This is a genomic window from Zobellella sp. DQSA1, assembly GCF_041950555.1.
Taxonomy (GTDB): domain Bacteria; phylum Pseudomonadota; class Gammaproteobacteria; order Enterobacterales; family Aeromonadaceae; genus Oceanimonas.
Genome location: NZ_CP169531.1, coordinates 2785494 through 2807792, shown reverse-complemented (window position 1 = coordinate 2807792; position 22299 = coordinate 2785494). Strand labels below are relative to the sequence as shown.

20 protein-coding genes are annotated in these 22299 nt (G+C 60.2%); 12 read left to right on the top strand and 8 right to left on the bottom strand.

Features of this window, described 5'->3' with window-relative positions:
- Nucleotides 1–10: 10 nt before the first annotated feature.
- The 5 genes from ACEVBK_RS13540 to tesB all read left to right on the top strand — a co-directional run bounded on the left by ACEVBK_RS13540 (nt 11) and on the right by tesB (nt 7291).
- Entirely contained in the window at nt 11–703 is a 693-nt protein-coding gene (locus ACEVBK_RS13540) for a tRNA/rRNA methyltransferase (RefSeq protein WP_375055452.1), read from the top strand.
- A gap of 223 nt (nt 704–926) precedes the next feature.
- Nucleotides 927–3386 carry a bifunctional aspartate kinase/homoserine dehydrogenase I gene (gene thrA, locus ACEVBK_RS13535; protein ID WP_375055451.1) on the top strand — a complete coding sequence of 820 codons (2460 nt, stop codon included), beginning with the start codon at nt 927–929 and terminating at the stop codon, nt 3384–3386.
- A complete protein-coding gene (gene thrB / locus ACEVBK_RS13530) occupies nt 3387–4343 on the top strand; it encodes a homoserine kinase (protein WP_375055450.1) in 957 nt (318 codons plus the stop codon).
- Nucleotides 4340–5617, top strand: coding sequence for a threonine synthase (gene thrC / locus ACEVBK_RS13525; protein WP_375055449.1), 1278 nt, complete (start codon nt 4340–4342; stop codon nt 5615–5617). The genes thrB and thrC overlap by 4 nt, the downstream gene beginning before the upstream one ends.
- Before the next feature lie 810 nt (nt 5618–6427).
- Nucleotides 6428–7291 carry an acyl-CoA thioesterase II gene (gene tesB / locus ACEVBK_RS13520; protein ID WP_375055448.1) on the top strand — a complete coding sequence of 288 codons (864 nt, stop codon included), beginning with the start codon at nt 6428–6430 and terminating at the stop codon, nt 7289–7291.
- 142 nt (nt 7292–7433) lie between these two features.
- Here tesB and ACEVBK_RS13515 read toward each other — a convergent pair whose 3' ends face one another.
- Entirely contained in the window at nt 7434–8621 is a 1188-nt protein-coding gene (locus ACEVBK_RS13515; protein WP_375055447.1) for a dicarboxylate/amino acid:cation symporter, read from the bottom strand.
- A gap of 215 nt (nt 8622–8836) precedes the next feature.
- On the opposite strand from ACEVBK_RS13515, the gene ung reads away from it, so the two are divergent.
- A complete protein-coding gene (gene ung / locus ACEVBK_RS13510; protein WP_375055446.1) occupies nt 8837–9511 on the top strand; it encodes a uracil-DNA glycosylase in 675 nt (224 codons plus the stop codon).
- A gap of 88 nt (nt 9512–9599) precedes the next feature.
- On the opposite strand, the gene ACEVBK_RS13505 is transcribed toward ung, so the two are convergent.
- The gene (locus ACEVBK_RS13505; RefSeq protein ID WP_375055445.1) at nt 9600–9791 is read right to left on the bottom strand and encodes a DUF3545 family protein; all 192 of its coding nucleotides are present in this window, start codon (nt 9789–9791) and stop codon (nt 9600–9602) included.
- Nucleotides 9792–9935: 144 nt separating this feature from the next.
- Entirely contained in the window at nt 9936–10889 is a 954-nt protein-coding gene (tal, locus tag ACEVBK_RS13500; protein ID WP_375055444.1) for a transaldolase, read from the bottom strand.
- Nucleotides 10890–11311: 422 nt separating this feature from the next.
- Between tal and ACEVBK_RS13495 the strand changes: the two genes are divergently transcribed.
- Complete coding sequence (locus tag ACEVBK_RS13495) at nt 11312–12733, top strand: alanine/glycine:cation symporter family protein (RefSeq protein ID WP_375055443.1); 1422 nt, start codon at nt 11312–11314, stop codon at nt 12731–12733.
- A 58-nt stretch (nt 12734–12791) separates the two neighbouring features.
- Here the strand turns inward: ACEVBK_RS13495 and ACEVBK_RS13490 are convergent, their stop codons facing one another.
- Together ACEVBK_RS13490 and ACEVBK_RS13485 are read right to left on the bottom strand one after the other, a co-directional pair.
- Nucleotides 12792–13343: a hydrolase gene (locus ACEVBK_RS13490; RefSeq protein ID WP_375055442.1), complete on the bottom strand. Its 552-nt coding sequence runs from the start codon at nt 13341–13343 to the stop codon at nt 12792–12794.
- Nucleotides 13344–13439: 96 nt separating this feature from the next.
- Complete coding sequence (locus ACEVBK_RS13485; RefSeq protein WP_375055441.1) at nt 13440–15323, bottom strand: methyl-accepting chemotaxis protein; 1884 nt, start codon at nt 15321–15323, stop codon at nt 13440–13442.
- Nucleotides 15324–15773: 450 nt separating this feature from the next.
- Between ACEVBK_RS13485 and ACEVBK_RS13480 the strand changes: the two genes are divergently transcribed.
- Together ACEVBK_RS13480 and ACEVBK_RS13475 are read left to right on the top strand one after the other, a co-directional pair.
- On the top strand, nt 15774–16109 hold the full coding sequence (locus ACEVBK_RS13480) for a YkgJ family cysteine cluster protein (protein WP_375055440.1): 336 nt from the start codon (nt 15774–15776) through the stop codon (nt 16107–16109).
- 70 nt (nt 16110–16179) lie between these two features.
- Complete coding sequence (locus ACEVBK_RS13475; protein ID WP_375055439.1) at nt 16180–16812, top strand: YceH family protein; 633 nt, start codon at nt 16180–16182, stop codon at nt 16810–16812.
- 346 nt (nt 16813–17158) lie between these two features.
- Here the strand turns inward: ACEVBK_RS13475 and ACEVBK_RS13470 are convergent, their stop codons facing one another.
- The 3 genes from ACEVBK_RS13470 to nirK are packed head-to-tail and all read right to left on the bottom strand — an operon-like array spanning nt 17159 to nt 19852.
- Nucleotides 17159–17698 carry an SCO family protein gene (locus ACEVBK_RS13470; RefSeq protein WP_375055438.1) on the bottom strand — a complete coding sequence of 180 codons (540 nt, stop codon included), beginning with the start codon at nt 17696–17698 and terminating at the stop codon, nt 17159–17161.
- Nucleotides 17658–18431: a formylglycine-generating enzyme family protein gene (locus tag ACEVBK_RS13465; RefSeq protein ID WP_375055437.1), complete on the bottom strand. Its 774-nt coding sequence runs from the start codon at nt 18429–18431 to the stop codon at nt 17658–17660. The genes ACEVBK_RS13470 and ACEVBK_RS13465 overlap by 41 nt, the downstream gene beginning before the upstream one ends.
- The gene (nirK, locus tag ACEVBK_RS13460; protein WP_375055436.1) at nt 18431–19852 is read right to left on the bottom strand and encodes a copper-containing nitrite reductase; all 1422 of its coding nucleotides are present in this window, start codon (nt 19850–19852) and stop codon (nt 18431–18433) included. The genes ACEVBK_RS13465 and nirK overlap by 1 nt, the downstream gene beginning before the upstream one ends.
- A gap of 515 nt (nt 19853–20367) precedes the next feature.
- Here nirK and ACEVBK_RS13455 point away from each other — a divergent pair.
- The 3 genes from ACEVBK_RS13455 (at nt 20368) to ACEVBK_RS13445 (ending at nt 22277) form a co-directional block, all read left to right on the top strand.
- Complete coding sequence (locus ACEVBK_RS13455) at nt 20368–21348, top strand: calcium/sodium antiporter (RefSeq protein WP_375055435.1); 981 nt, start codon at nt 20368–20370, stop codon at nt 21346–21348.
- A 222-nt stretch (nt 21349–21570) separates the two neighbouring features.
- Complete coding sequence (locus ACEVBK_RS13450; RefSeq protein ID WP_375058573.1) at nt 21571–21717, top strand: hypothetical protein; 147 nt, start codon at nt 21571–21573, stop codon at nt 21715–21717.
- On the top strand, nt 21663–22277 hold the full coding sequence (locus tag ACEVBK_RS13445; protein ID WP_375058572.1) for an aldolase/citrate lyase family protein: 615 nt from the start codon (nt 21663–21665) through the stop codon (nt 22275–22277). Before ACEVBK_RS13450 ends, ACEVBK_RS13445 begins: the two co-directional genes overlap by 55 nt.
- Nucleotides 22278–22299: the final 22 nt, after the last annotated feature.

The following is a 22299-nucleotide window of genomic DNA, read 5'->3' as shown; positions in this document are numbered from 1 at the left end:
GGGGAGTGGCATGGAGCTTTATTTCGTACTCAAGTCGCCGGCCCGGGCCGAGAATGTCGGCGCCGCCGCCCGTGCCATGAAAACCATGGGCTTTGAGCATATGCGGCTGGTGGACAGCCGGGTGCACGAGCAGGACCAGGCCCACTGGGTGGCCCACGGCGCCCAGGAGATACTGGAGCGGGCCGAGTATTTTCCTGGCCTGGCCGAGGGCCTGGCAGACATGGACCTGGTCATCGCCACCACGGCGCGCCGGCGTGGGCGTTACCTGCACTATCTCACGCCCAAGGAGGCCATTACCCAGGTCAACAACAAGCAGTTGCAAAAAGTGGCCTTGTTGTTTGGCTGTGAGGAATCGGGGTTAAGTAACGAGGATCTGGCCCAGGCCGATATCATCAGCTACCTGCCGCTGAAAGTGACTTATCCTTCGCTTAACCTGGGGCAGGCCATCATGCTTTATGCCTGGGAGTTCAGCCAGGGGCTGGCACTCGGAAACGAGGAAAAAAGCGACGTTCGGGTCGAAAATGCCCAGTTAAGGGTGCTGCAGGAAAAAACAGAGCAATTGTTTGATCTTGTCGGGGTGTCACAGCAGGAAAAACTGGCAGGCTGGGTAAGGGACCGATTGCCTATGCTGGCACAGCGGGATCTGAATCTGCTGCATCTGCTGTATAAGGACCTGGAACGGGCCCTGAACGACAAGGATTGAAGTTGACAAGCGGGGAGGCTCGGGTTATTGCTATGCCATCCGTTTTCCGAGGTTGTTCGTCATGCTGTTCCATGCAAGCCGCACCATCACCACCATTATTATTACCGGTACCACCACTGGTGGCACTGGGGCGGGCTGATGCGCTGACGACAAACAGATTTGAATCCTAAAGCCCGTATCCCAACCAGATGCGGGCTTTTTCGTTTTACACAGGGAGTAATCAATGCGTGTCTTGAAATTTGGCGGCACCTCTTTGGCCAACAGCGATCGGTTCCAGACCGTGGCCGATATCGTGGTCAACAATCAGCAGCAGTCCCAGGTGGCCCTGGTATTGTCGGCGCCGGCCAAGGTCACCAACCATCTGGTGGCGGTGGTGGAGCAGGCCAGCCGCGGCTTGGACCCGGCCCCGGTGCTGACGGAGATCGAGCAGGTCTTCCACGCCATCATCGATGGCCTCAAGCAACGCTTCGAGCGTCTGGACGACGAGGGTCTGAAGGGCCAGGTCGACCGGGAGCTGGGTCAGCTTACCCGCTTGTTGCAAGGGGTGAGCCTGCTGCAACAGTGTCCGGACAACATCCAGGCCCGCATCCTGAGCCGGGGCGAAGCCCTGTCCATCGCGGTGATGGCCGAGCTGCTCAAGGCCCGTGGCGAGCAGGTGGAAGTGATTTCGCCCCAGGCCATGCTGCTGGGCGAGGGCAGCTTCCTTGAAGCCCATGTCAATATCGAGGTGTCCCGCCAGCGTTTCCGCGACCAGGGCCTGCGCCGCGACTGTGTTTACCTGATGCCGGGCTTTACCGCCGGCAACGACAAGGGCGAGACCGTGATCCTGGGCCGCAACGGCTCCGATTACTCCGCCGCCGTGCTAGCCGCCTGCGTGGATGCCGAGTGCTGCGAAATCTGGACCGATGTGGATGGTGTCTACAACTGCGATCCGCGCCTGGTACCCGATGCCAAGCTGCTCAAGCAACTCTCCTACAAGGAAGCGATGGAGCTGTCCTACTTCGGTGCCAAGGTGTTGCACCCCAAGACCATAGCCCCCATCGCCCAGTTCCATATTCCCTGCCTTATCAAGAACACCGGCAATCCCCAGGGCGAAGGGTCGCTGATCGGCCCCGAGTGCAGCGACGATGATCTGCAGGTCAAGGGTATCTCCGATCTGGCCGGCATGACCATGATCAACATCTCCGGGCCGGGCATGAAGGGCATGGTGGGCATGGCCGGCCGGCTGTTCTCCTGCGTGTCCCGCGCCGGGGTCAGCATCGTGCTGATCACCCAGAGCTCGTCCGAATACAGCGTCAGCTTCTGTATCCACAGCTACGACAAGTACAAGGCCGAAAAGGCGATTGCCAGTGAATTCGCCCTGGAGTTCAAGAACAATCTGCTGGAGCCGCTGGATGTTATCGACGACCTGGCCATCATCTCCCTGGTGGGCGATCGCATGCGCACTGCCAAGGGCGTGTCGGCCCGCTTCTTCAATTCCCTGGCCGAGGCCTCCATCAATATCGTGGCTATCGCCCAGGGGTCCAGCGAGCGCTCCATTTCGGCGGTGATCCGCAAGGAAAAAACCACCGAAGCGATCAAGGCCTGCCACCAGAATTTCTTCTCCAGCCGTCAGTTTATCGATGTGTTCCTGGTGGGCTGCGGTGGCGTGGGCGCGGCCCTGCTCGAGCAGATCCGCCGCCAGCAGCCGGTGCTGGAAGCCCAGGACATCGGCATCCGGGTAGTGGGCATCGCCAACTCCCGCAAGATGGCACTGGACCGCAACGGCCTCAACCTGAACGAGTGGCGCGATCGGCTGGAGCAGGCTCATGAAGCCTTTAACCTGGAGCGGGTGGCACGGATGGTGGAAGACAGCCACCTGATCAACCCGGTACTGGTGGACTGTACTTCCAGCGAAGGGGTGGCGGATCAGTACGCCGACTTCCTCGCCGCCGGCTTCCACGTGGTGACCCCCAACAAGAAGGCCAACACCGCCAGCCTGGATTACTACCGGGAGCTGCGCCGTACCGCCCAGGCCACTCGTCGCAAGTATTTGTATGAAACCAACGTCGGTGCCGGCCTGCCGGTGATCGAGAACCTGCAGAACCTGATCCGCGCCGGCGACCAGTTGAAGGCGTTCGGCGGCATCCTGTCCGGCTCCATGTCTTACATTTTCGGCAAGCTGGATGAAGGTATGGGGTTTGCCGATGCCACCCGCATCGCCCGGGAAAACGGTTTTACCGAGCCGGATCCGCGCGACGACCTCAACGGCATGGATGTGGCGCGCAAGCTGCTGATCCTGGCCCGGGAAGCGGGCATGGAACTGGATCTGGGCGATATCGAGGTGGAAATGGCGCTGCCGCCGGAGTTTGATGCCGACGGCGACATCGAGAGCTTCATGGCCCGGCTGCCGGAGGCCGACGCCTGGTTCGAGGCACGGGTGGCCGAGGCCGCCGCCGAGGGCAAGGTGCTGCGTTACGTGGGCTCCATCGAAAATGGCCATTGCAAGGTTGCCATCAAGGCGGTAGACGGCGATGATCCCCTGTTCAAGGTCAAGGACGGCGAAAACGCCCTGGCGTTCTATACCCAGTACTACCAGCCGATCCCGCTGGTGCTGCGCGGCTACGGGGCCGGTGCCGATGTCACCGCTGCCGGCGTGTTCGCCGACCTGTTGCGCACCCATAACTGGAAGCAGGAGATATAAATGAGTGTTGTTGCGTACGCCCCTGCCTCTACCGCCAATGTGAGCGTGGGTTTTGATGTGTTGGGGGCCGCGCTGGCCCCCCTGGACGGCACCCTGCTGGGTGACCGGGTGTTGGTGGGTGAGAGCGACGGTGAGTTCAACCTCGTCAATGAGGGCCCCTTCGCCCATAAGCTGCCGGACGATTTCACCCAGAACATCGTCTACGACTGCTATGTAGCCTATGGCAAGGCGCTGGAGAAAAAGGGCATTCCGCAGAAACCGCTGGTGATGACCCTGGAGAAAAACCTGCCGGTGGGCTCGGGGCTGGGCTCCAGCGCCACCAGCATCGTCGCCGCCTTCGTGGCACTCAACGCTTTCCACGACGAAGCCCTGACCGAGCACGAACTGACCCTGCTGATGGGCGAGCTGGAAGGGCAGATTTCCGGTTCAGTTCATTATGACAATGTGGCACCCTGTCACCTCGGCGGCATGCAGCTGGTACTGGATGAGGCCGGTGTGGTCAGCCAGTCGCTGCCGGTGTTCGACGACTGGTACTGGGTGGTGTGCTACCCGGGCATCGCGGTGTCCACCTCGGCGGCGCGGGCCATACTGCCGGCCCAGTACCGCCGGCAGGACTGTCTGGCCTACGGCCGGCGGCTGGCGGGCTTCGTGCACGCCAGCCACACCGGCCAGGAAAAGCTGGCCGCGGCCATGTTGAAGGACGTGATCGCCGAGCCCTATCGCGCCCAGTTGATCCCCGGCTTCAACGAGGTGCGGGATCACGCCGCTACCATGGGGGCCCTGGCCACCGGTATCTCCGGCAGCGGCCCCACCGTCTTTTGCGTGATGAAGGATCTGCACCAGGCGGAAAAACTCAAGGCCTGGCTGGCCGACCATTTTATTCAGAACCAGGATGGCTTTTGCCATATTTGCAAACTCGATGCCCAAGGCGCTCGGGTAACAGGAACAGAGCTATGAAGTTGTACAACATCAAGGACAATAGTGAGACCATCAACTTTGCCGGTGCCGTCAGGCAGGGGCTGGGCCGGGGACAGGGGCTGTTTTTCCCGGAAAGCTTAAGCCCGCTTCCCAACGTGGATGCCCTGCTGGAGTTGCCGCTGGTGCCGCGTTCCGTGGCTATTCTGCGGCACCTGATCGGTGATGAAATTCCGGAAAGCACCCTCGCCGCCATGGTGGAGCGGGCCTTCAGCTTTCCGGCGCCGCTGGTAAAGGTCGACGACCATACCTACGCCCTGGAGCTGTTCCACGGTCCGACCCTGGCGTTCAAGGACTTCGGTGGCCGTTTCATGGCCCAGTGCCTGGCCACCCTGAGCGACGACGGCAAGATCACCATTCTCACCGCCACCTCCGGCGACACCGGCGCCGCCGTGGCCCATGCCTTCTATGGTCTGCCCAACATCGAGGTGGTGATCCTCTATCCCGAGGGCAAGATCAGCCCCTTGCAGGAGAAGCTGTTCACCACCCTGGGCGGCAATATCCGCACCTTCGCTGTACAGGGCGATTTCGACGCCTGTCAGGCACTGGTCAAGCAGGCCTTCGACGACGAAGAGCTGAAGGCGGCGGTGGGCCTCAACTCCGCCAACTCCATCAACATCAGCCGGCTGGTGGCCCAGGTGTGCTACTACTTCGAGGCGGTGGCCGAGCTGCCCGCCGAGCAGCGCCACAAGGCGGTGATCGCCGTGCCCTCGGGCAACTTCGGCAACCTCACCGCCGGCCTTATCGCCAAGGCGCTGGGTCTGCCGGTTAAGCGCTTCGTGGCCGCCACCAATGCCAATGATACGGTGCCGCGCTACCTGGAAAGCGGCAGCTGGGATCCTCACGCCACCGTCGCTACCCTGTCCAATGCCATGGACGTGAGCCGTCCCAACAATTGGCCGCGGGTGGAAGAGTTGTGCCGGGTCAAGGGCTGGGCACTGTCCGACATCGCCTCCGGCGCCCTGGATGATGAGCAGACCAAGGATGCGCTCAAGCGGCTGTTCGCTCAGGGTTACCTGTGCGAGCCCCATGGTGCCATCGCCTGGGAGCTGCTCAGCAAGGAGCGCGGCAAGGACGAAGTAGGCATCTTCCTCTGTACCGCCCACCCGGCCAAGTTCAAGGAGAGCGTGGACGAGATCCTGGGTCAGGATATCCCGCTGCCCGGTCCCCTGGCCAAGCACGGCGCCATGGAATCCCTGTCCGAAGTGATCCCCGCCGACTTCGCCGCCCTGAAAGCGAAGATGATGAAACAATAGGGACCAGGGGACAGGGACTGGAAGGTCCTCAATCCCCATCCTGGGCCCGAAAAGGGGTGGAGGCATTTATCGTTGCCTCCGCCCCTTTTTGTTGGCTCATTGAAATGGGTCCTACGGAAGCACTGCCGGCCAGCGGTAGGGGCGGCTCCACTCGATCAGCTGCTATCCGTCATCGCTGCAAGACCTTGTAAGAGATCTCTCAATAAGGCTAGAGACAAGACGGTTTATTGGCGTGGAATTTGGGTAGAGATTTATCTAATCGATTGTTATTAAATGGTTTTTATTTTTTTTGGTTGTTTTTTGGGCATGGTAAATAAGTGCCGGGTAAATTGAGCCGGTCCGGTAAATCCGTATAGTAGTCAGCAACAGCAAGGCAGGCTGGCTTGTCAGGAAGACAAAGCGGCAGGAACGCCTTCAGGGAAACCGGCAGGAGCCGGAGCAGGCAGCACAGGATTTGTGCCGGAGAGGGAAACCGGCAGCCAGGAGGCAAAGGACCGGGCGCGGACCGCCAAAGGGAAGACTGAAGGAACGGTCAGGGACACCTCCAGGATGGAGTGGTTAGCGGCAGGATGCGGCTAGTCAGGATGATGCAGGAACACCTCGACGGAACGGGAAGGGGAAGACTCGGGACGGGTCAGGTCAGGGATTGCAGGGAGCAACCAGGTTCAAGGAACAAACCGACGACACCAAAAGGGGCAGCCAGTGGCTGCCCCTTTTCCATGCTTTTTCCGTTCCCCCGATAGGGGCTACCCTCTGCTTGCCGCCTTATGCTAACTTGTACGACCAGTTGGATTAACCAGGTAACAAGCCATGAGTCAGGCATTGGATGAGTTATTGACACTGTTGGCGCTGGAGCCGTTGGACGACGGCCTCTACCGCGGTCAGAGCAAGGATCTGGGTTTTGGCGCCGTGTTCGGTGGCCAGGTCATGGGGCAGGCGCTGGCGGCAGCCAAATACACCCTGGAGCCGGAGCGGCCGGTGCATTCGTTCCACTCCTATTTCCTGCGGCCCGGTGACGTCAGCAAACCCATCATCTACGACGTAGAGAACATCCGCGACGGCAAGACCACCTCCACCCGCCGGGTGCAGGCACTGCAATACGGCAAGCCCATCTTCTATATGACGGCGTCGTTCCAGCAGCCGGTGGCGGGCTTCGAACACCAGGCTCCCATGCCCGAGGTGATCGGTCCGCAAGGGCTGGTGCCGGAGAGTGAGCGCATCGCCGCCCTGGCCAGCTTTCTGCCGGCGCGGGTCAAGGACAAGCTGCTGGCGGAAAAGCCGATAGAGGTCCGCCAGGTAAATTACGTCAACCCGATGAAACCGGAGAAAGCGGAGCCGGTACGCTATATCTGGCTCAAGGCCAACGGTACCCTGCCGGACGATCCCCGCATTCACAAATACCTGCTGGCCTATGCCTCCGACTTCAACTTCCTGCCCACGGCGCTGATGCCCCATGGCCATTCGTTCTGGGAGCCGCAGCTGCAGGTGGCGACCATCGATCACTCCATGTGGTTTCATCAGGACTTTCGTTTCGACGACTGGATCCTCTATGTCATCGAAAGCCCGCGAGCCATCGCCGGGCGGGGCCTGGTGCAGGGGCATTTTTATACTCGGGATGGCAAGCTGGTCGCCACGGCCATGCAGGAAGGGATTATCCGCCCGCGCACGGAATAATAAAGCACCGCTTTTTAATGGTGGCCACCTCCGCGAAGGTGGAGATCCATGACAGCGTGCACTGGGCTCCCGCCTTCGTGGGAGTGACGGTCACGAAAAAAGGGCCTGGCGGCCCTTTTTTACTGTGCGGTGGCGGGTTTTATCAGGCCTTTTCAGCCTGGATTTCGCTGGCCGCCAGGGCGGCATCCTCGCCGGCGAACTTGTCCACCCACAGGGCGATGACGCCGTCACCGGTCACGTTGCAGGCGGTGCCGAAGCTGTCTTGCGCCATGTAGAGGGCAATCATCAATGCCACGGCGCCTTCACCGAAACCGAGCATGGTACTGAGCAGGCCCAGGGCCGACATCACGGCGCCGCCGGGGGCACCCGGGGCGGCGATCATCACCACACCCAGCATGACGATAAAGGGCATCATGGTGGCCAGGGAGGGGATGGTCAGCTGTTCGGTAAGGTACATCACCGCTACGGCGCAGGTGGTGATGGTAATGGTGGAGCCGGACAGGTGGATGTTGGCGGTCAGCGGCACGGTGAAGTTGGCGATGCCGTCACGCACCCCGTTGGCTTTGGTGGCGCGTAGTGACACCGGAATGGTGGCGGCGCTGGACATGGTGCCCAGGGCGGTAAAATAGGCCGGCAGCATGTTCTTGATAAGGTGCAGCGGTGAACGGCCCATGGCCAGGCCGGTAACGGTATACAGCAGGGTCAGCCAGATCCAGTGCATCAGTACCGCCAGCAGCAGTACCACACCGAAGGTCTTGAGGGTATTGAACACGGTGCCTTCCAGCGCCATCTCGGTAAATACCCCGGCGATGTACACCGGCAGCAGCGGAATGATCACCTTGGCCAGCAGCAGGTCGATCACGTCCCGTGCCTGGTCGGAGACGTCTTTCAGCGACCTGGACTGCAGGGCCGAGATACCGATGCCGAAAATAAAGGCGGCCACCAGGGCGCTGGTCACGCTGAACAGCGGCGAGAACTGCAGGTTGACCAGGGGTGTGAGCTTGTCGGCTTCTGCGGCGGCGGTGGGTGCCGCGGGACTGGCCAGCATGGGGATGAAGGTGCTGGCTACCAGGAAGGCGACGATACCGGCCACCAGGGTGGAGGCATAAGCCATACCGATGGTTTTGCCCAGCAGCTTGCCCGACTTCTGGGGCAGGCTGGCGATGCCACTGGTGATAAAGAACAGGATCAGCAGGGGGATGGTGAAGGAAATCAGCTGTCCGAACAGCATCTTGAAGGTCAGCATCAGGCGGGCCAGCAGTTCAGGGGCGAAGAGCCCGATCACCAGGCCGGACAAAATACCGGCAATAAGTTTTATGATCAGCGACATATACAACCTACAATAGTGCCAAGTGTTGTTAAAATGGCGTTAAGCCAGATGTTTAGGTCGTTAATCTACCACACTACGGTTTTTGATTCCGTTTGTTTTGGCGATTTCATGACCGGGTTAACAAAAAGGAGCCCGGGGACAGGACTTGCAGCTACCAGGCGCAGCTTTTAAGCTAGGCGCTTGGTACTCTCTATTGTCTTCAACGGAAATTTCCCATGACCCTGACCTGGAGCCAGGTAATCGGCCACGAAAAAGAACAACCCTACTTCCAGCAGGCCATGGCCTTCGTCAAGCAGGAACGGGACGCGGGCCGGGTCGTCTACCCGCCGCCGCAGGATATCTTCAACGCCTTCAAATATACCGAGCTGGGGGAGGTCAAGGTGGTGATGCTGGGTCAGGATCCCTACCACGGGCCCAACCAGGCGCACGGCTTGTGCTTTTCGGTGATGCCGGGGGTACGGGTGCCGCCCTCGCTGCAGAACATGTACAAGGAGCTGAGCGCGGATATTCCGGGTTTCCAGGCGCCTTCCCATGGTTACCTCGAGCCCTGGGCACGCCAGGGAGTGCTGATGCTCAACACCGTGTTGACGGTGGAGGCGGGCAAGGCCCATTCCCATGCCAAACTGGGCTGGGAAACCTTTACCGACCGGGTGATCCGTGCGGTGAATGACCATTGTGACGGGGTGGTATTTTTACTCTGGGGCAGCCATGCCCAGAAGAAGGGAGCCATGATCGATCGACACAAGCATCATATCCTGGCGGCGCCCCATCCCAGTCCGCTGTCCGCGCACCGGGGCTTCCTGGGGTGTCGGCATTTCTCCAAGACCAACGAATTATTGCAGCAACAGGGCAAGGCGCCCATCGACTGGCAGTTGCCAGCTGAAGTGTGAAATAGGGAGCGCAGCGCTTGTCCTCCGTAGGCAGGACAAGCGCAAAAAAGGCGCCCGCAGGCGCCTGAAAATTTATTTTCTTCGTGCTCTACAGCTCAAGCCCTTCCACATCGCCTTCGTATTCAAAGGCACAGTCGAGCAGCTGAAGTTCTTTTTGTAAGCGCTGTTTGTCCTTTAATGCTTCTATTTCCCGCCATTTGCGCTTTTTGGCGGGCTCACGCGATGCACTGCGTGGGGACCGTTCAACCACAAATTCCTGATCGAAGCTGAACCTTTCCATGGGGCTCCCTCCTGTTGGCTATCAGTTGTAGTCACGTTTGATATATCACAGCTCGTTATAAAATAGAACTTGGTTATTGCACTTTTATTAAGGCAATAAAAAAGGCGGGAAGGCCCGCCTTTGTTCTTCATATGAGTGCTTTTGTTACAGCATGGCGCTGAGCATTTCTTCCAGCTTGCCCTGGTCCACGGCGAAGTTACGGATACCTTCGGCCAGCTTCTCGGTAGCCATGGCGTCCTGATTCTGCTCCCAGCGGAATTCGGCTTCGGTCATGGGAGCCGGGCGGGGCTGAGTGGCGCCCTGGTCTTTCAGTTTCTGTACCACTTCGCCTTCGGCCTGGCTCAGTTCTTCCAACAGATTGGGGCCAATGGTCAGGCGATCGCAACCGGCCAGCTCGAGGATTTCGCCGGTATTACGGAAGCTGGCGCCCATCACCACGGTGTGGTAGCCATGAGCCTTGTAGTAGTCGTAGATACGACTGACCGACAGCACGCCCGGATCTTCTGCCGGTGCATAGTCTTTCTGAGCGGTGTTCTGCTTGTACCAGTCCAGGATCCGGCCCACGAAGGGGGAGATCAGGAAGGCACCGGCTTCGGCACAGGCACGGGCCTGGGCAAAGCTGAACAGCAGGGTCAGGTTACAGTTGATGCCTTCTTGTTCCAGCACTTCGGCGGCACGGATACCTTCCCAAGTGGACGCCAGCTTGATCAGGATGCGCTCGCGGCCGATACCGGCCTGGTTGTACAGCTCGATCAGGCGGCGAGCCTTGGCGATGCTGGCCTCGGTATCAAACGACAGACGGGCGTCCACCTCGGTGGAGATACGGCCGGGAATGAGTTTGAGTATTTCACACCCGATGTTGACCGCCAGCTTGTCGGAGGCGTCGATCAACTGCTGGGTGGCATCCCGGCTCTGGGACTTGGCCCAGGCCACGGCCTCTGCCAGCAGAGGAGCATATTCCGGGATCTGGGCTGCCTTGAGGATCAACGATGGATTGGTGGTGGCATCTTGCGGCTGGTACTTGCGGATAGCGTCGATGTCGCCGGTGTCGGCCACCACTGTGGTGAGTTTTCTCAGTTGGGTCAATTTGTCAGCCATTGAAAAAGATCCTTCATCTAGGTCGGCTTGCGGGAACAGTGGGACAGTATCCCTTATTCGGACCACTAAAATAAAGAGACGGAGCGGGGGGAGTGTCTTAAATCCTGACCCTGCGCACAGGAATTATCGATACCGATAGCGGTGGGGATTATATGAATCCATTTTATCTGCATACAAATAAAGCAATTTTATGTTTTCAAATAACAGTACATGTTGGCTGTTTGTTTTAATTGTTTAACCGCAATGTGCCTTTATTGGTGTTTTTAAGGTTTTTTTGTAGTTGATTATGCTTTGGTGTGACCTGCGTCACATGGCGATTTTTGCTGCCTGTGCTAGATTCCGTGCGCTGCGGACCCGGGGGGCCGGATGAATCGGTCAGCTCAGGGTAAGGTTCATCATTCGAAGAAAGCAGAGACACATTAATGGATACAATAATTGGTTTTATCAACGACCTGCTCTGGGGAACCGTGCTGATCTATTTATTGCTGGGCGTCGGGGTGTTTTTTACCCTGCGTTTGAGCTTTATTCAGTTCCGTCATTTTGGTCATATGTTTTCGGTACTCAAGAACAGCCGCAAGTCCGATGCCGCGGGCATCTCGTCCTTCCAGGCGCTGTGCACCAGCCTGGCGGCCCGGGTCGGTACCGGTAACCTGGCCGGGGTGGCGGTGGCCCTGTATCTGGGGGGACCGGGCGCCATCTTCTGGATGTGGGTGATCGCCCTGATCGGGATGTCGACCGCCTTCGTGGAAAGCTCACTGGCCCAGCTTTACAAGGTCAAGGATGAAGACGGCAACTACCGTGGGGGGCCGGCCTATTACATGGAGAAGGGCCTGGGGTTGCGCTGGATGGGGGTGCTGTTTGCCATCTTCCTGATCATCGCCTTCGGCCTGGTATTCAACGCGGTACAGGCCAACTCCATCAGTGCCGCCATGAACGTGGCCTTCGGTGTACCCGATTGGGCCTCCGGCCTGGCCCTGGTGTTCCTGTCTGGTCTTATCATCTTCGGCGGCCTGCGCACCATTGCCCGTTTTGCCGAACTGGTGGTTCCGGTGATGGCGCTGGCCTATCTGTTGATTGCCCTGGTGGTGGTGGCCTTGAACATTACCGCGCTGCCCGGGGTGTTCAGCCTGATTATCAAGTCGGCCTTCGGGCTGGAGCAGGCTGGCGGCGGCGCCATGGGCTATGCCATTTCCCAGGCTTTGATAAACGGTATCAAGCGTGGCCTCTTCTCCAACGAAGCGGGTATGGGCTCGGCTCCCAACGCGGCGGCTTCGGCCTCACCTTATCCGCCTCATCCGGCATCGCAGGGTTATGTGCAGATGCTGGGCGTTTTTATCGATACCATCGTGATCTGTACCTGTACCGCGTCCATCATCCTGCTGTCCGGCCAGTTTGAGCCCGGCTCAGGCATTACCGGTATCGAGCTGACCCAACGGGCTCTGGCCAACGAAGTGGGGAATTGGGGCAATACCTTTATCGCCATTGCCATCCTGTTCTTTGCCTTTACGTCCATCGTGGCCAACTACGCTTATGCGGAAAACAACCTGATCTTCCTGGAGCACAACCACAAGGCCGGCCTGCTGGTGTTCCGCCTGTTTGTGCTGGGTATGGTGATGTTTGGTGCCGTGGGTGAGTTGCCCACTATCTGGGCCATGGCCGATGCTTCCATGGGCATGATGGCGCTGATCAACCTGGTGGCGATATTGCTGCTGTCCGGCGTGGCCATCAAGCTGGCCCAGGACTACAACGATCAGCTCAAGCTGGGCAAGGTTCCGACCTTCGATGCCACAAAGTATCCGGAACTGCATCGTCAACTGGAAGAAGGGATCTGGGACAGGAAATAATCCCTGGGGCTGGGGGCTGGGCCTGCCCGTCCCCAGCCCTAATCCCCGGTCCTCACGCTTAAGGCTGTTCTCCCACCAGGAACTGCTTGCTGATGCTCTTGAACTGCTCGGTACCGGATTGGTGCAGCAGTTCGAACACCACCATTTCCCGGCTGACAATCCGGGCGCCGGCATCACGCATCCGGGCCAGTCCCAGTTGCCGGTTCTCCTCGGTACGGCTACCCACCGCATCCGCCACCACAAACACCTCTTTGCCTGCCTTCAGCAGGTCCATCACCGTCTGCAGCACGCAGACGTGGGTTTCCATACCGCAGACGATCACCTGGCTGTGGCTTTGCCAGTGGGCCGGCAGGCAGCCGGCCGCCACCACCGAGAAGTGCATCTTTTCCACTATTTCGGGTTCGTCCACCAGGATGGTAAGGGCGGCCTGGGTGTGGCCCAGTCCCCTGGGATACTGCTCGGTAAACAAAATGGGGGTGCCCAGCGTCTGGCAGGCCGAGATCAGCCACTGAATGCGGGCACTCAGCCGCTCACCATGATCGATGGCCGGGATCAACTTGTCCTGCACGTCGATCACCATCAGCGCCGCTTTATCGAACTCCATCAACATCGTTTTCTCCCTCTCTGTCTGGTGCCGTTAGTATGGCCCTTTTGTCGGGTAAAGAAAAAGGGCGCCGTGCGGCGCCCTGGGTAACGGCTGTCCCTGTCAGACCTTGAACTCCCCCAGCAGGTTGTTCTGCCGTTGCATCTGCTCCAGCATGGACTGGCATTGTTTTACCTGGGCAATGGCACCGCTGGCCACATCCTGGCTGATGTCACGGATGTTGGTGGTGTTCTGATTGATTTCCTCGCTGGTGGCGCTTTGCTCTTCCGCCGCGGTGGCAATTTGCAGGTTCATATCGTTGATATGGCTGATGGCCTGGCGGATCCGCGACAGTACTTCGTTGGCTTCGGCGGCATCGACCGAGGTCTGGGCAGCCAGTTCCTGGCTTTGCTTCATCTTGCTTTCCGCCAGCCGCACGCCGGACTGCAGCCGCTCGATCATGTCGCCGATTTCCTGAGTGGACTGCTGGGTCCGGGAAGCGAGGGAACGCACTTCGTCGGCCACCACGGCAAAGCCCCGGCCCGATTCGCCGGCCCGGGCCGCCTCGATGGCGGCGTTAAGGGCCAGCAGGTTGGTCTGCTCGGCAATACCGGTGATCACCGACAGGATGGACTCGATATTGCGGCTCAACTGGGCCAGTTCGTTGACCGAAGCCATGGTGTCTTCCATGTCGGCGGCCAGTCGCTCCACCGCCTCGGTGGAACGCGATACTACCAGGGCACCTTGTTCGGTCTCCTGGTTGGCTGAGTTGGCGGCCTCGGCGGCGTTCTGGGCATGCTGGGCCACTTCGGTGGCGGTGGCGGCCATCTCATGCATGGCGGTGGCCAGTTGATCCAGTTCCTGCAACTGCATCTGCAGCTGGTTTTCCGCTTGTGCCGACTGGCCGGAAGTATCATTGATGCTGGCTTTCAGCTTGTCCGAACTGTCCATGACATTGCCGATCAATTTCTGCAGATGTCCCAGGAAGCCGTTGAACTCGTTGGCCACCAGGCCGAAGTCGTCGCGGCGTACTATGGGCAGGCGCTTGGTCAGGTCGCCTTGGCCGCCATTGATGTCCTTCAGGGACTGATGCAAGCCATTCAGCGGTTTGAGCAGGTTGGTCATCAGCAGGATCAACAAGGCCATGCTGATCAGCACCCCCAGCACCGCGATTAGCAAGGCCTGCCACTGCAGGCGATCGGCCTGGGCCATAACCGCGGCTTCATCCAGCACCACACCGATATACCACTTGGCACTTTGCAGCTCCGACAGCGGGGTGAAGGAAACCCAGTGGTTCTTGCCCCCCAGGCGGTGGTTGGCCATGGTGGCAGCCAGAGCGGGGCGCTGGCCCTCGAACAGCTCGCTGAGCGGCTTGCCGTTCAGCTCCGCCCTGGGGTGGGAGATGATATTGCCGTTCTCGGCTACCAGGAAGGCATAACCGGCACCGTTGAAGTCGATGACGTTGATGGCATTGGCCACGGTCTGCAGGCTGAGATCGCCGCCGAAGGCGCCCTGCGCACGTCCTTTATCGCTCAGCCTGGCGACGGCGGAAATCAGGATTTCGCCGGTGCCGGCATCGGCGTAGGGCTCGGTCAGGGCGGCGCGGGGGGAGCCCATGGCCACCGAATACCAGGGGCGCTGACGCGCATCCCAGCCGGCAGGGTTCCAGTTGGCATCGTTGCCGATAGGGCGACCGCTCTGGCTGTCCAGACCGCCGAAGATCATCACGAATTCGTCCTTCAACAGGGGCAGGTCGAAGGTGCGTTGTACCTGTTCGGGGCTGAACTGGCTGTCGATGTTCTGAGCCATCATATCGATGAGGCCCAGTTTGGCATTGAGCCAGTTTTCTATCTGCTTGGCCAGGGTCGAGCTGGTTTCGCTGATGGCGGCGGCGGTTTGCGTACGTAACGCTTCCCGCACCTGAGAGATTTGCATCCAGGAGAGTATGCTGACGGTAATCAGCAGTACGGCGGCGGCGGTCAGTCCGACTTTATGGGCTATTTTCATACAACTAGATCCCTGTAATTATTGTTTGATCGAGAGCGGCTCATACTTTAGTCGTATATCTCAGAGTAACATACTGAATAAGTTTATGATTTTGCAATATTCTGCGTTGGTGCACAGTTTTTACCTCGGTTTTTCACGCAGATATGTTGTCACATGAGACCGTCTTGGGGCGCAACAACAGATACTGCCTTTTTCTTTATCGGCAGCTTATCCGCCCGCTTGATTCCTGATTGCTTTCGATTTACTTATAAGGGTCTGAATTTGGATTGCCCTGGTGGCAGCACTACCCGTTTGGCCCTTACAGAGGAGAAGACACCGGCCAGTGCGCAGAGGCCGCAGCCTTAAGCGCCCATCCTTTCCCTTATTCCCCGAATCGACGGAGCCTGCTCCGAGCCCTGTTTTATCCTTGTTTCTCGTCACTATTGAGTTTTGCCAGGAGGTAAGGCGTTAATGAGTGGTGGCAATCCCTGCTTGACCTGTGGCGCCTGCTGCGCCTTTTTTCGTGTTTCCTTTTACTGGGGAGAAATTCACAGCACCTTTATGGTGCCCGAAGAGCTGACCGAGCCGGTAGGACCCACCCGGCTGGCGATGCTGGGAACCAACCGGGCCCAGCCTCACTGTGCGGCACTGGAAGGAGAGGTGGGCAGTTGCGTGTCTTGCCGCATCTATCCCAACCGGCCCAGTCCCTGTCGGGATTTTGAAGCCAATGATGCCGACGGTGCCTGCAACCGTGCCAGGGCCGCTTATGGCCTGCCGCCCTTGGGCAGTGCTCCGGTAGCGGCTTAAATCACGGAATTCGTTGGTGTTTCGGGGTTTGTCCGGTAGGCTGAAAGCAATAAATCTGAGGAGTCTGCTTATGGAAATGCTTTCCGCCCTCGAACAAAGGGTGATTGGCTGCCTGATCGAAAAACAGGTTTCCACCCCCGAAGTGTATCCGCTTACCCTTAACTCGCTGGTCAATGCCTGCAACCAGAAAAGCAACCGGGATCCGGTGCTGAGCCTGGACGAGAAGGAGGTGCAGTCGGTACTGAATACGCTGATTGCCCGGCGTCTGGTGAATAACATGGCGGGCTTTAATGCCCGTGCCGCCAAGTATCAACACCGTTTCTGCAATACCGAATTCGGTGAATTGCAGTTCAGCCCGGGAGAGCTGGCCATCGTCTGCGAACTGCTGCTGCGTGGCCCGCAAACCCCGGGTGAGCTGCGCAGCCGCACCCCGCGCCTGCACACCTTCGATGACGTCACTCAGGTCGAGGCCTGCCTGCAGAGTCTGACCGACAGGGGCCCCTTCGTGGTCAAGCTGCCACGCCAGCCCGGCAAGCGGGAATCCCGCTATGCTCATCTGTTCGGCAATACCGACTACGCCGCGGCCGAGGTCGAGCAGGAGTCCGGCGGCCAGGACCGGGAAGCCGAGCTGCAGGCGCGCATCCATGAGCTGGAGGCGCAAGTGCAGCGCCTGGAGGCGCGCATCGACGAGCTGGAAGGCTAGGTCGCTCTAAGAACCTGTTTGAGATCTGGTGTACTCGGCCAAAGCGCACTAATCCGCCGACACGCCGTAAACCCATCCCTGGGGGCTCCGCCTCGCCCTCCCTGGCGCAGAGGGTCGGCGGAGCAGCACCCTTTGCCCTCCCTATCGCCCCGATGCCGCCTGCTGGCACCCTTCTCAGACGGCGTCGGGGCTTGAAAAGAGGCAGCAGGGATTGCCTCCGCCGACCGTCACATGTCAGGGATGGCATGTGCCGAGCGTCACAGGGATGTGCTTGAAGCGTGTCGGCGGAGGTGGCCCTGTTGCCTCTTCTCTGAGCAATAAGCTCAGCGAAGATCGTAAACAGGTTCTAACGGCTGAACAGCCTGTCGACCAGCCCCCGGGCGCCGTCGGGCAGCCCGACCTGCTGCACCAGCAGCCGGCCCTGTTCATCCAGCACCGTGATGGCATTGGAGTGGGAAATTTCGCCGTCGGCCTGGCCCATGTACTGGATGTTCAGCGCCATGGCGAGGCGGCGCACCTCGTCGTCGGTGCCGCTCAGCAGGGTCCAGTGTTGGTCCAGGCCGCGATGTTCGGCGAAGTGACGCATCACCTTGGGGGTGTCCCGCCCCGGGGTGAGTGACACCAGCACGAAGCCGAGTTCGGCCTGCTGCGCCGGGGTCAGCACCTGCTGCAGGGCCTGCAGGTTGGCCACAATCAGCGGGCAGGCGGTGGTGCAATCGGTGTAAATAAAGCCCAGCAACTGTTTCTTGCCGGCCAGATCCTGCAACTGGAGCCGTTCGCCCTGGCTGTTGTGCCAGGAGGCGTCGAGCTGGTAGACGGAGTCGCCGGGCAGGGCGGCCTGGAGGTTAAAGGCGGTCAGCCAGATCAGCAGTAGCAGTGGTTTCATCGAATATCTCCTGTGCACAACGAAAACCCAGGTTGCCCAGGGTGTAGGGCGCTTTCAGGCTGGAACGAAAGCCGAAGCGCATAAAGGCGGCATAATCGGACGGATCGGCGCTGCCGGCGGCGCCGGAGCCGCAAAACATGGCGCCGTCCAGGCTGCTGTCACCGCGGGATTCGCCGGTGACCAGGGTAGAGTTGAAGTCCTGGGTCCATTCCCATACCAGGCCGTGCAGATCCTGCACCTGCCAGTAATTGGGCGGCCCCTGGCCCACTTCGGCCAGGGTGGCGGTGGCCGGGCGGGCATACCAGGACAGGATGCGCCGAGTGTAGCCCGGTTCGCTGCTGCCGTTGGCGGCCAGTTCCGAGGCTTGGGCGGCGAATTCCCATTCAGCCACCGTGGGCAGCCGTTTGTCCTGGGCCTGGCAGTAGGCACTGGCCGCGAACCAGGATACATGGGTGACCGGCCGGGCTTCCTGCTCGGGGGAAGGGGCGTCGCCCGGCCAGTGTTTCAGGTAATGGGGTTCGACGAAAAGGGCGGCAACCCGCCCTTTTTGCCAGCGGGGGTGGGCCGCCACGAAGTCGGCGAACTGCCGGTTGGTGACCGGGGTGACATCCAGCCGGAACGGCGCCACCCGGGTGAGGGGACTGTCCTTGCTGAGGTACAGGGGCCGAACTTCCCCGCCGGGCAGGTCGGCCATCTGCAGCGCCGCCAGGCCAAGCAGCAGCGCCGGCATCATCAGTGGGCGCTCCCTTCCATTACGATGGGCTTGCCCTCGTCGCGGCGCTTGGCGGCCTGTTCGGGGGTGATCTCGCCGCCCTGGTTGTCCCAGCTGTTGAGCACGTAGGTCAGCACGTTGGCCACGTCCTCGTCGGACAGGCGCATGGCAGGCATGATGCTGTCGAAGGCCTGTCCGTTGACCTTGATCGGGCCCTTGAGGCCGTGCAGGACCACGTCGATGGCGCGGGTCGGGTCTTCATTCAGGAAGTCGGAGGCAGCCAGCGGAGGGAAGGCACCGGGGATGCCTTCGCCGCTGCCCTGGTGGCAGGCCTGGCAGTTGGCCTCGTACACCCGCTTGCCGTACAGCATCCGTTCTTCCTTGTTCTTGGCGGTGACCTTGGGATGACCGTTGGGGATGCTCTGCACCGCCGAGCCTTCGGGCAGGTAGACGTTGTCGGCCACCTTGCCGGAGTAGACGATTTTGTCCTCGTCGCCCTCCACCGCCATCATGCCGAGCGCGCCCTTGTTGAAGGCGCGGAAGATGGAGTGGTCCACCAGAATGAAGTTGCCGGGCACGTCCAGCTTGAATTCCGCCATTGCGGCGCCGCCGGCGGGTACCAGGGTGGTTTGCACGTTGTGGTTGACCAGGTCACCACCTTCCACATAGACCTTGTCGAAGATCTCACCGATGACGTGAAAGGAAGACACCAGGTTGGGGCCGCCGTTGCCCACGTAGAGCCGTACCGTTTCGCCCACATTGGCGGTGAGCGCCTTGTCGCCATTGAGCGCGCCCACGGCGCCGTTGAACACCACGTAGTCCGGCTGCTCCTTGATCGCCTTGTCCATGTCGAAGGGCTGCAGGCCCTGCTCGCCGTAGGCGCCCTGGGTGTAGAAGTCGCCCTGCATCACGTAATATTCCCGATCCACCGGCGGCAGCCCTTCCTTCGGCTCCACCAGGATCAGCCCGTACATGCCGTTGGCGATGTGCATGCCCACCGGGGCGGTAGCGCAATGGTAGACATAGAGGCCGGGGTTGAGCGCCTTGAAGTTGAACACCGAGGTGTGGCCGGGAGCGGTGAAGGAAGCCGCCGCGCCGCCGCCCGGGCCGGTGACCGCGTGCAGGTCGATATTGTGCGGCATCTTGGAGTCGGGGTGGTTGGAGAGGTGGAACTCCACTTCATCCCCTTCCCGCACCCGCAGAAACTGCCCCGGCACCGAGCCGCCGAAGGTCCAGAACATGTAATCCACCCCGTCTGCGATTTCCATGACCTTTTCCACGGTTTCCATCTTCACCACCACCTTGGCGGCATGGTCCCGGGTGATGGGGGGCGGCACCAGGGGGGGTGCGGTGAGCACGGCTTCTTCCACCGGCAGGGTATTGGCCTGTACGGATAAGGCAAAGGTCATGCTGATGGCGGCGACAATCTTGCTCAGTTTCATGGGATGCTCCCTGCGCTTGGCGCTTATTGTTGGTTGAATTTAATCTGTATTTCATATGCAATTTTGGTTGGGGCATCATCAAACGGGGCTGATTTGGATCAATAAATGTCGCTATACCTCTCTGGAGGGAGGCAACGGCGTTCAATTTATCGACATGGCGCACAGTTTTGGTGAGGAGGGCTCCAGGCTGGCACCCTTGCTTTACTTGCCCTGCTCTTGCCAGAGGTGGAAACGGCGGTACCTGCCCCTTTTCATCGTATAAACAAGCTGTCAGAATAGGCCCTCTTGGGGGAGTAATCGTTCGGCGCCTGCCGAAACCACTGTCAACAATCTCTGAGCCGAAGGCTTATGGCTGTGGTGTCCTGACGGATTGATGAGACCTGAGACAATACCACTCGCCGGGCGGGGAGTGGGGTTGTCTCCGGTGTCTGGTCCCGCCCTTAAGAGCCCCTTATGCAAACCATCCTGAAAGGCTGCCAGCCGATTTCATATACCCGGAGACGGGGAGCCCTGTCATGCTGATCTCCATTGTCGCCATTGTGTTGGGCCTGGGCGTGCTGGTATGGAGCGCCGATCGCTTTGTGGACGGCGCCTCGGCCACGGCCCGTTACGCCGGCATGCCGCCCTTGCTGATCGGCATGGTGATCGTCGGTTTCGGTACCTCGGCTCCCGAGATTGTGGTGTCGATCATCTCCGCGCTGGAAGGCAATCCCGGCCTGGCCCTGGGTAACGGCTATGGTTCCAATATCGCCAATATCGGCTTGATCCTGGGGATAACGGCGTTGATAAGCCCCATTACCGTGCATTCCCAGGTACTGCGCAAGGAGCTGCCGATACTGCTGCTGATCACCCTGCTGTCGCTTGGCCTGTTGTGGAATGGCTGGCTGGCGCGCAGCGATGCCCTGGTGCTGCTCGGCGTGTTCGTATTGCTGATGGGGTGGAGCATTTGGCAAGGCCTGCACGACGGCTCCGACGCCATGACGGCGGACGAGGCCCGGGAGCTGGAAGACAATGCCATGACCTTGAAGCAAGCCCTGTTCTGGCTGGTGGCCGGATTGCTGTTGCTGATTATCAGCTCCCGGGCGCTGGTATGGGGCGCGGTGAACGTGGCCCAGGCCTTCGGGGTCAGCGATCTGATCATCGGCCTGACCATAGTGGCCATCGGCACTTCGTTGCCGGAGCTGGCTTCTTCCATCGCCGCCATCCGCAAGAACGAGCACGATCTGGCCATCGGCAACGTCATCGGCTCCAACCTGTTCAATACCCTGGCGGTGGTCGGCCTGGCCGGTGTTATCCACCCCCTGGCGGTGGTGCCCGAGGTGATCAGCCGTGACTTTATGGTGATGGGCGGATTGACCCTGTCGCTGTTTGTGCTGGGTTACGGGTTCAAGGGCCGCCAGGGCCGTATCAACCGTTATGAAGGCGGCCTGCTACTGGCCGCCTATATTGGTTATAGCGGCTGGCTGGCGCTGGGCGTGATGCGGGGTATGGCCTGAGCCTGGTCTGGTTGCGCGGCCGGAAAGAAGGCTCTGGCCTTTTTCGGCAACCCGATCCGGGCAAACCACCCGACTTGGTATAAAGTACCTTGTGATCGCCGGACAAGGCGTATTTGTTGATGGAAGAGGGAATTGAGATGGATTTGCTTCAAGGCCGCCCTGCAACGGGGGCAAACCCAATACGGCCTCTGGGTCGCCTTCGGCAGCGCTTATGCGGCCGAGGTGTGTGCCACCACTGGCTACGACTGGCTGCTGATCGACGGCGAGCACGCGCCAACTCGGTGCCCTCGGTACTGGAGTAGTTGCAGGTGGTTATGCCCTACCCGGTGTCGGCGGTGGTGCGCCCGGTCAATGGCGATCCGGCCCTGATCAAGCAATATCTGGATCTGGGCGCGCAAACCCTGATGATCCCCATGGTGGACAGCGCCGAGCAGGCCGAGGCCCTGGTGCGGGCCACCCGCTATCCTCCCCAGGGCGGCATTCGGGGCGTGGGTGGCGGCCTGACCCGGGCCACCCGCTGGGGCGCCATCGGCGACTATGTGCACCAGGCCCATGAGCAAATTTGCCTGATCGTACAAGTGGAATCGCGCAAGGGCGCAGACAACATTGCGGAAATCACCGCCGTGGAGGGGGTCGACGCCGTTTTTGTCGGCCCGGTGGATCTGTCGGCGGACATGGGCCATCCGGACAATCCCGCCCATCCCGAGGTGCAGGCCTGCATAGAGCGGATCACCCAGGTGGTGCGCCAGGCCGGCAAGGCGGTGGGCATACTGGCGCCCAACGAGCAGGACGCACTGCGTTATCGGGACTGGGGCTGCGGTTTTATCGCCGTGGGCATCGACATCAGCCTGCTGCGCCAGGGCGCCTTGGATACCCTGGCCCGGTTCAGGCCCGATGTGGAAGCGGTGCCGCCGTCACAGGGATACTGAAGAGGGAGCCGGCTCTGTAGGG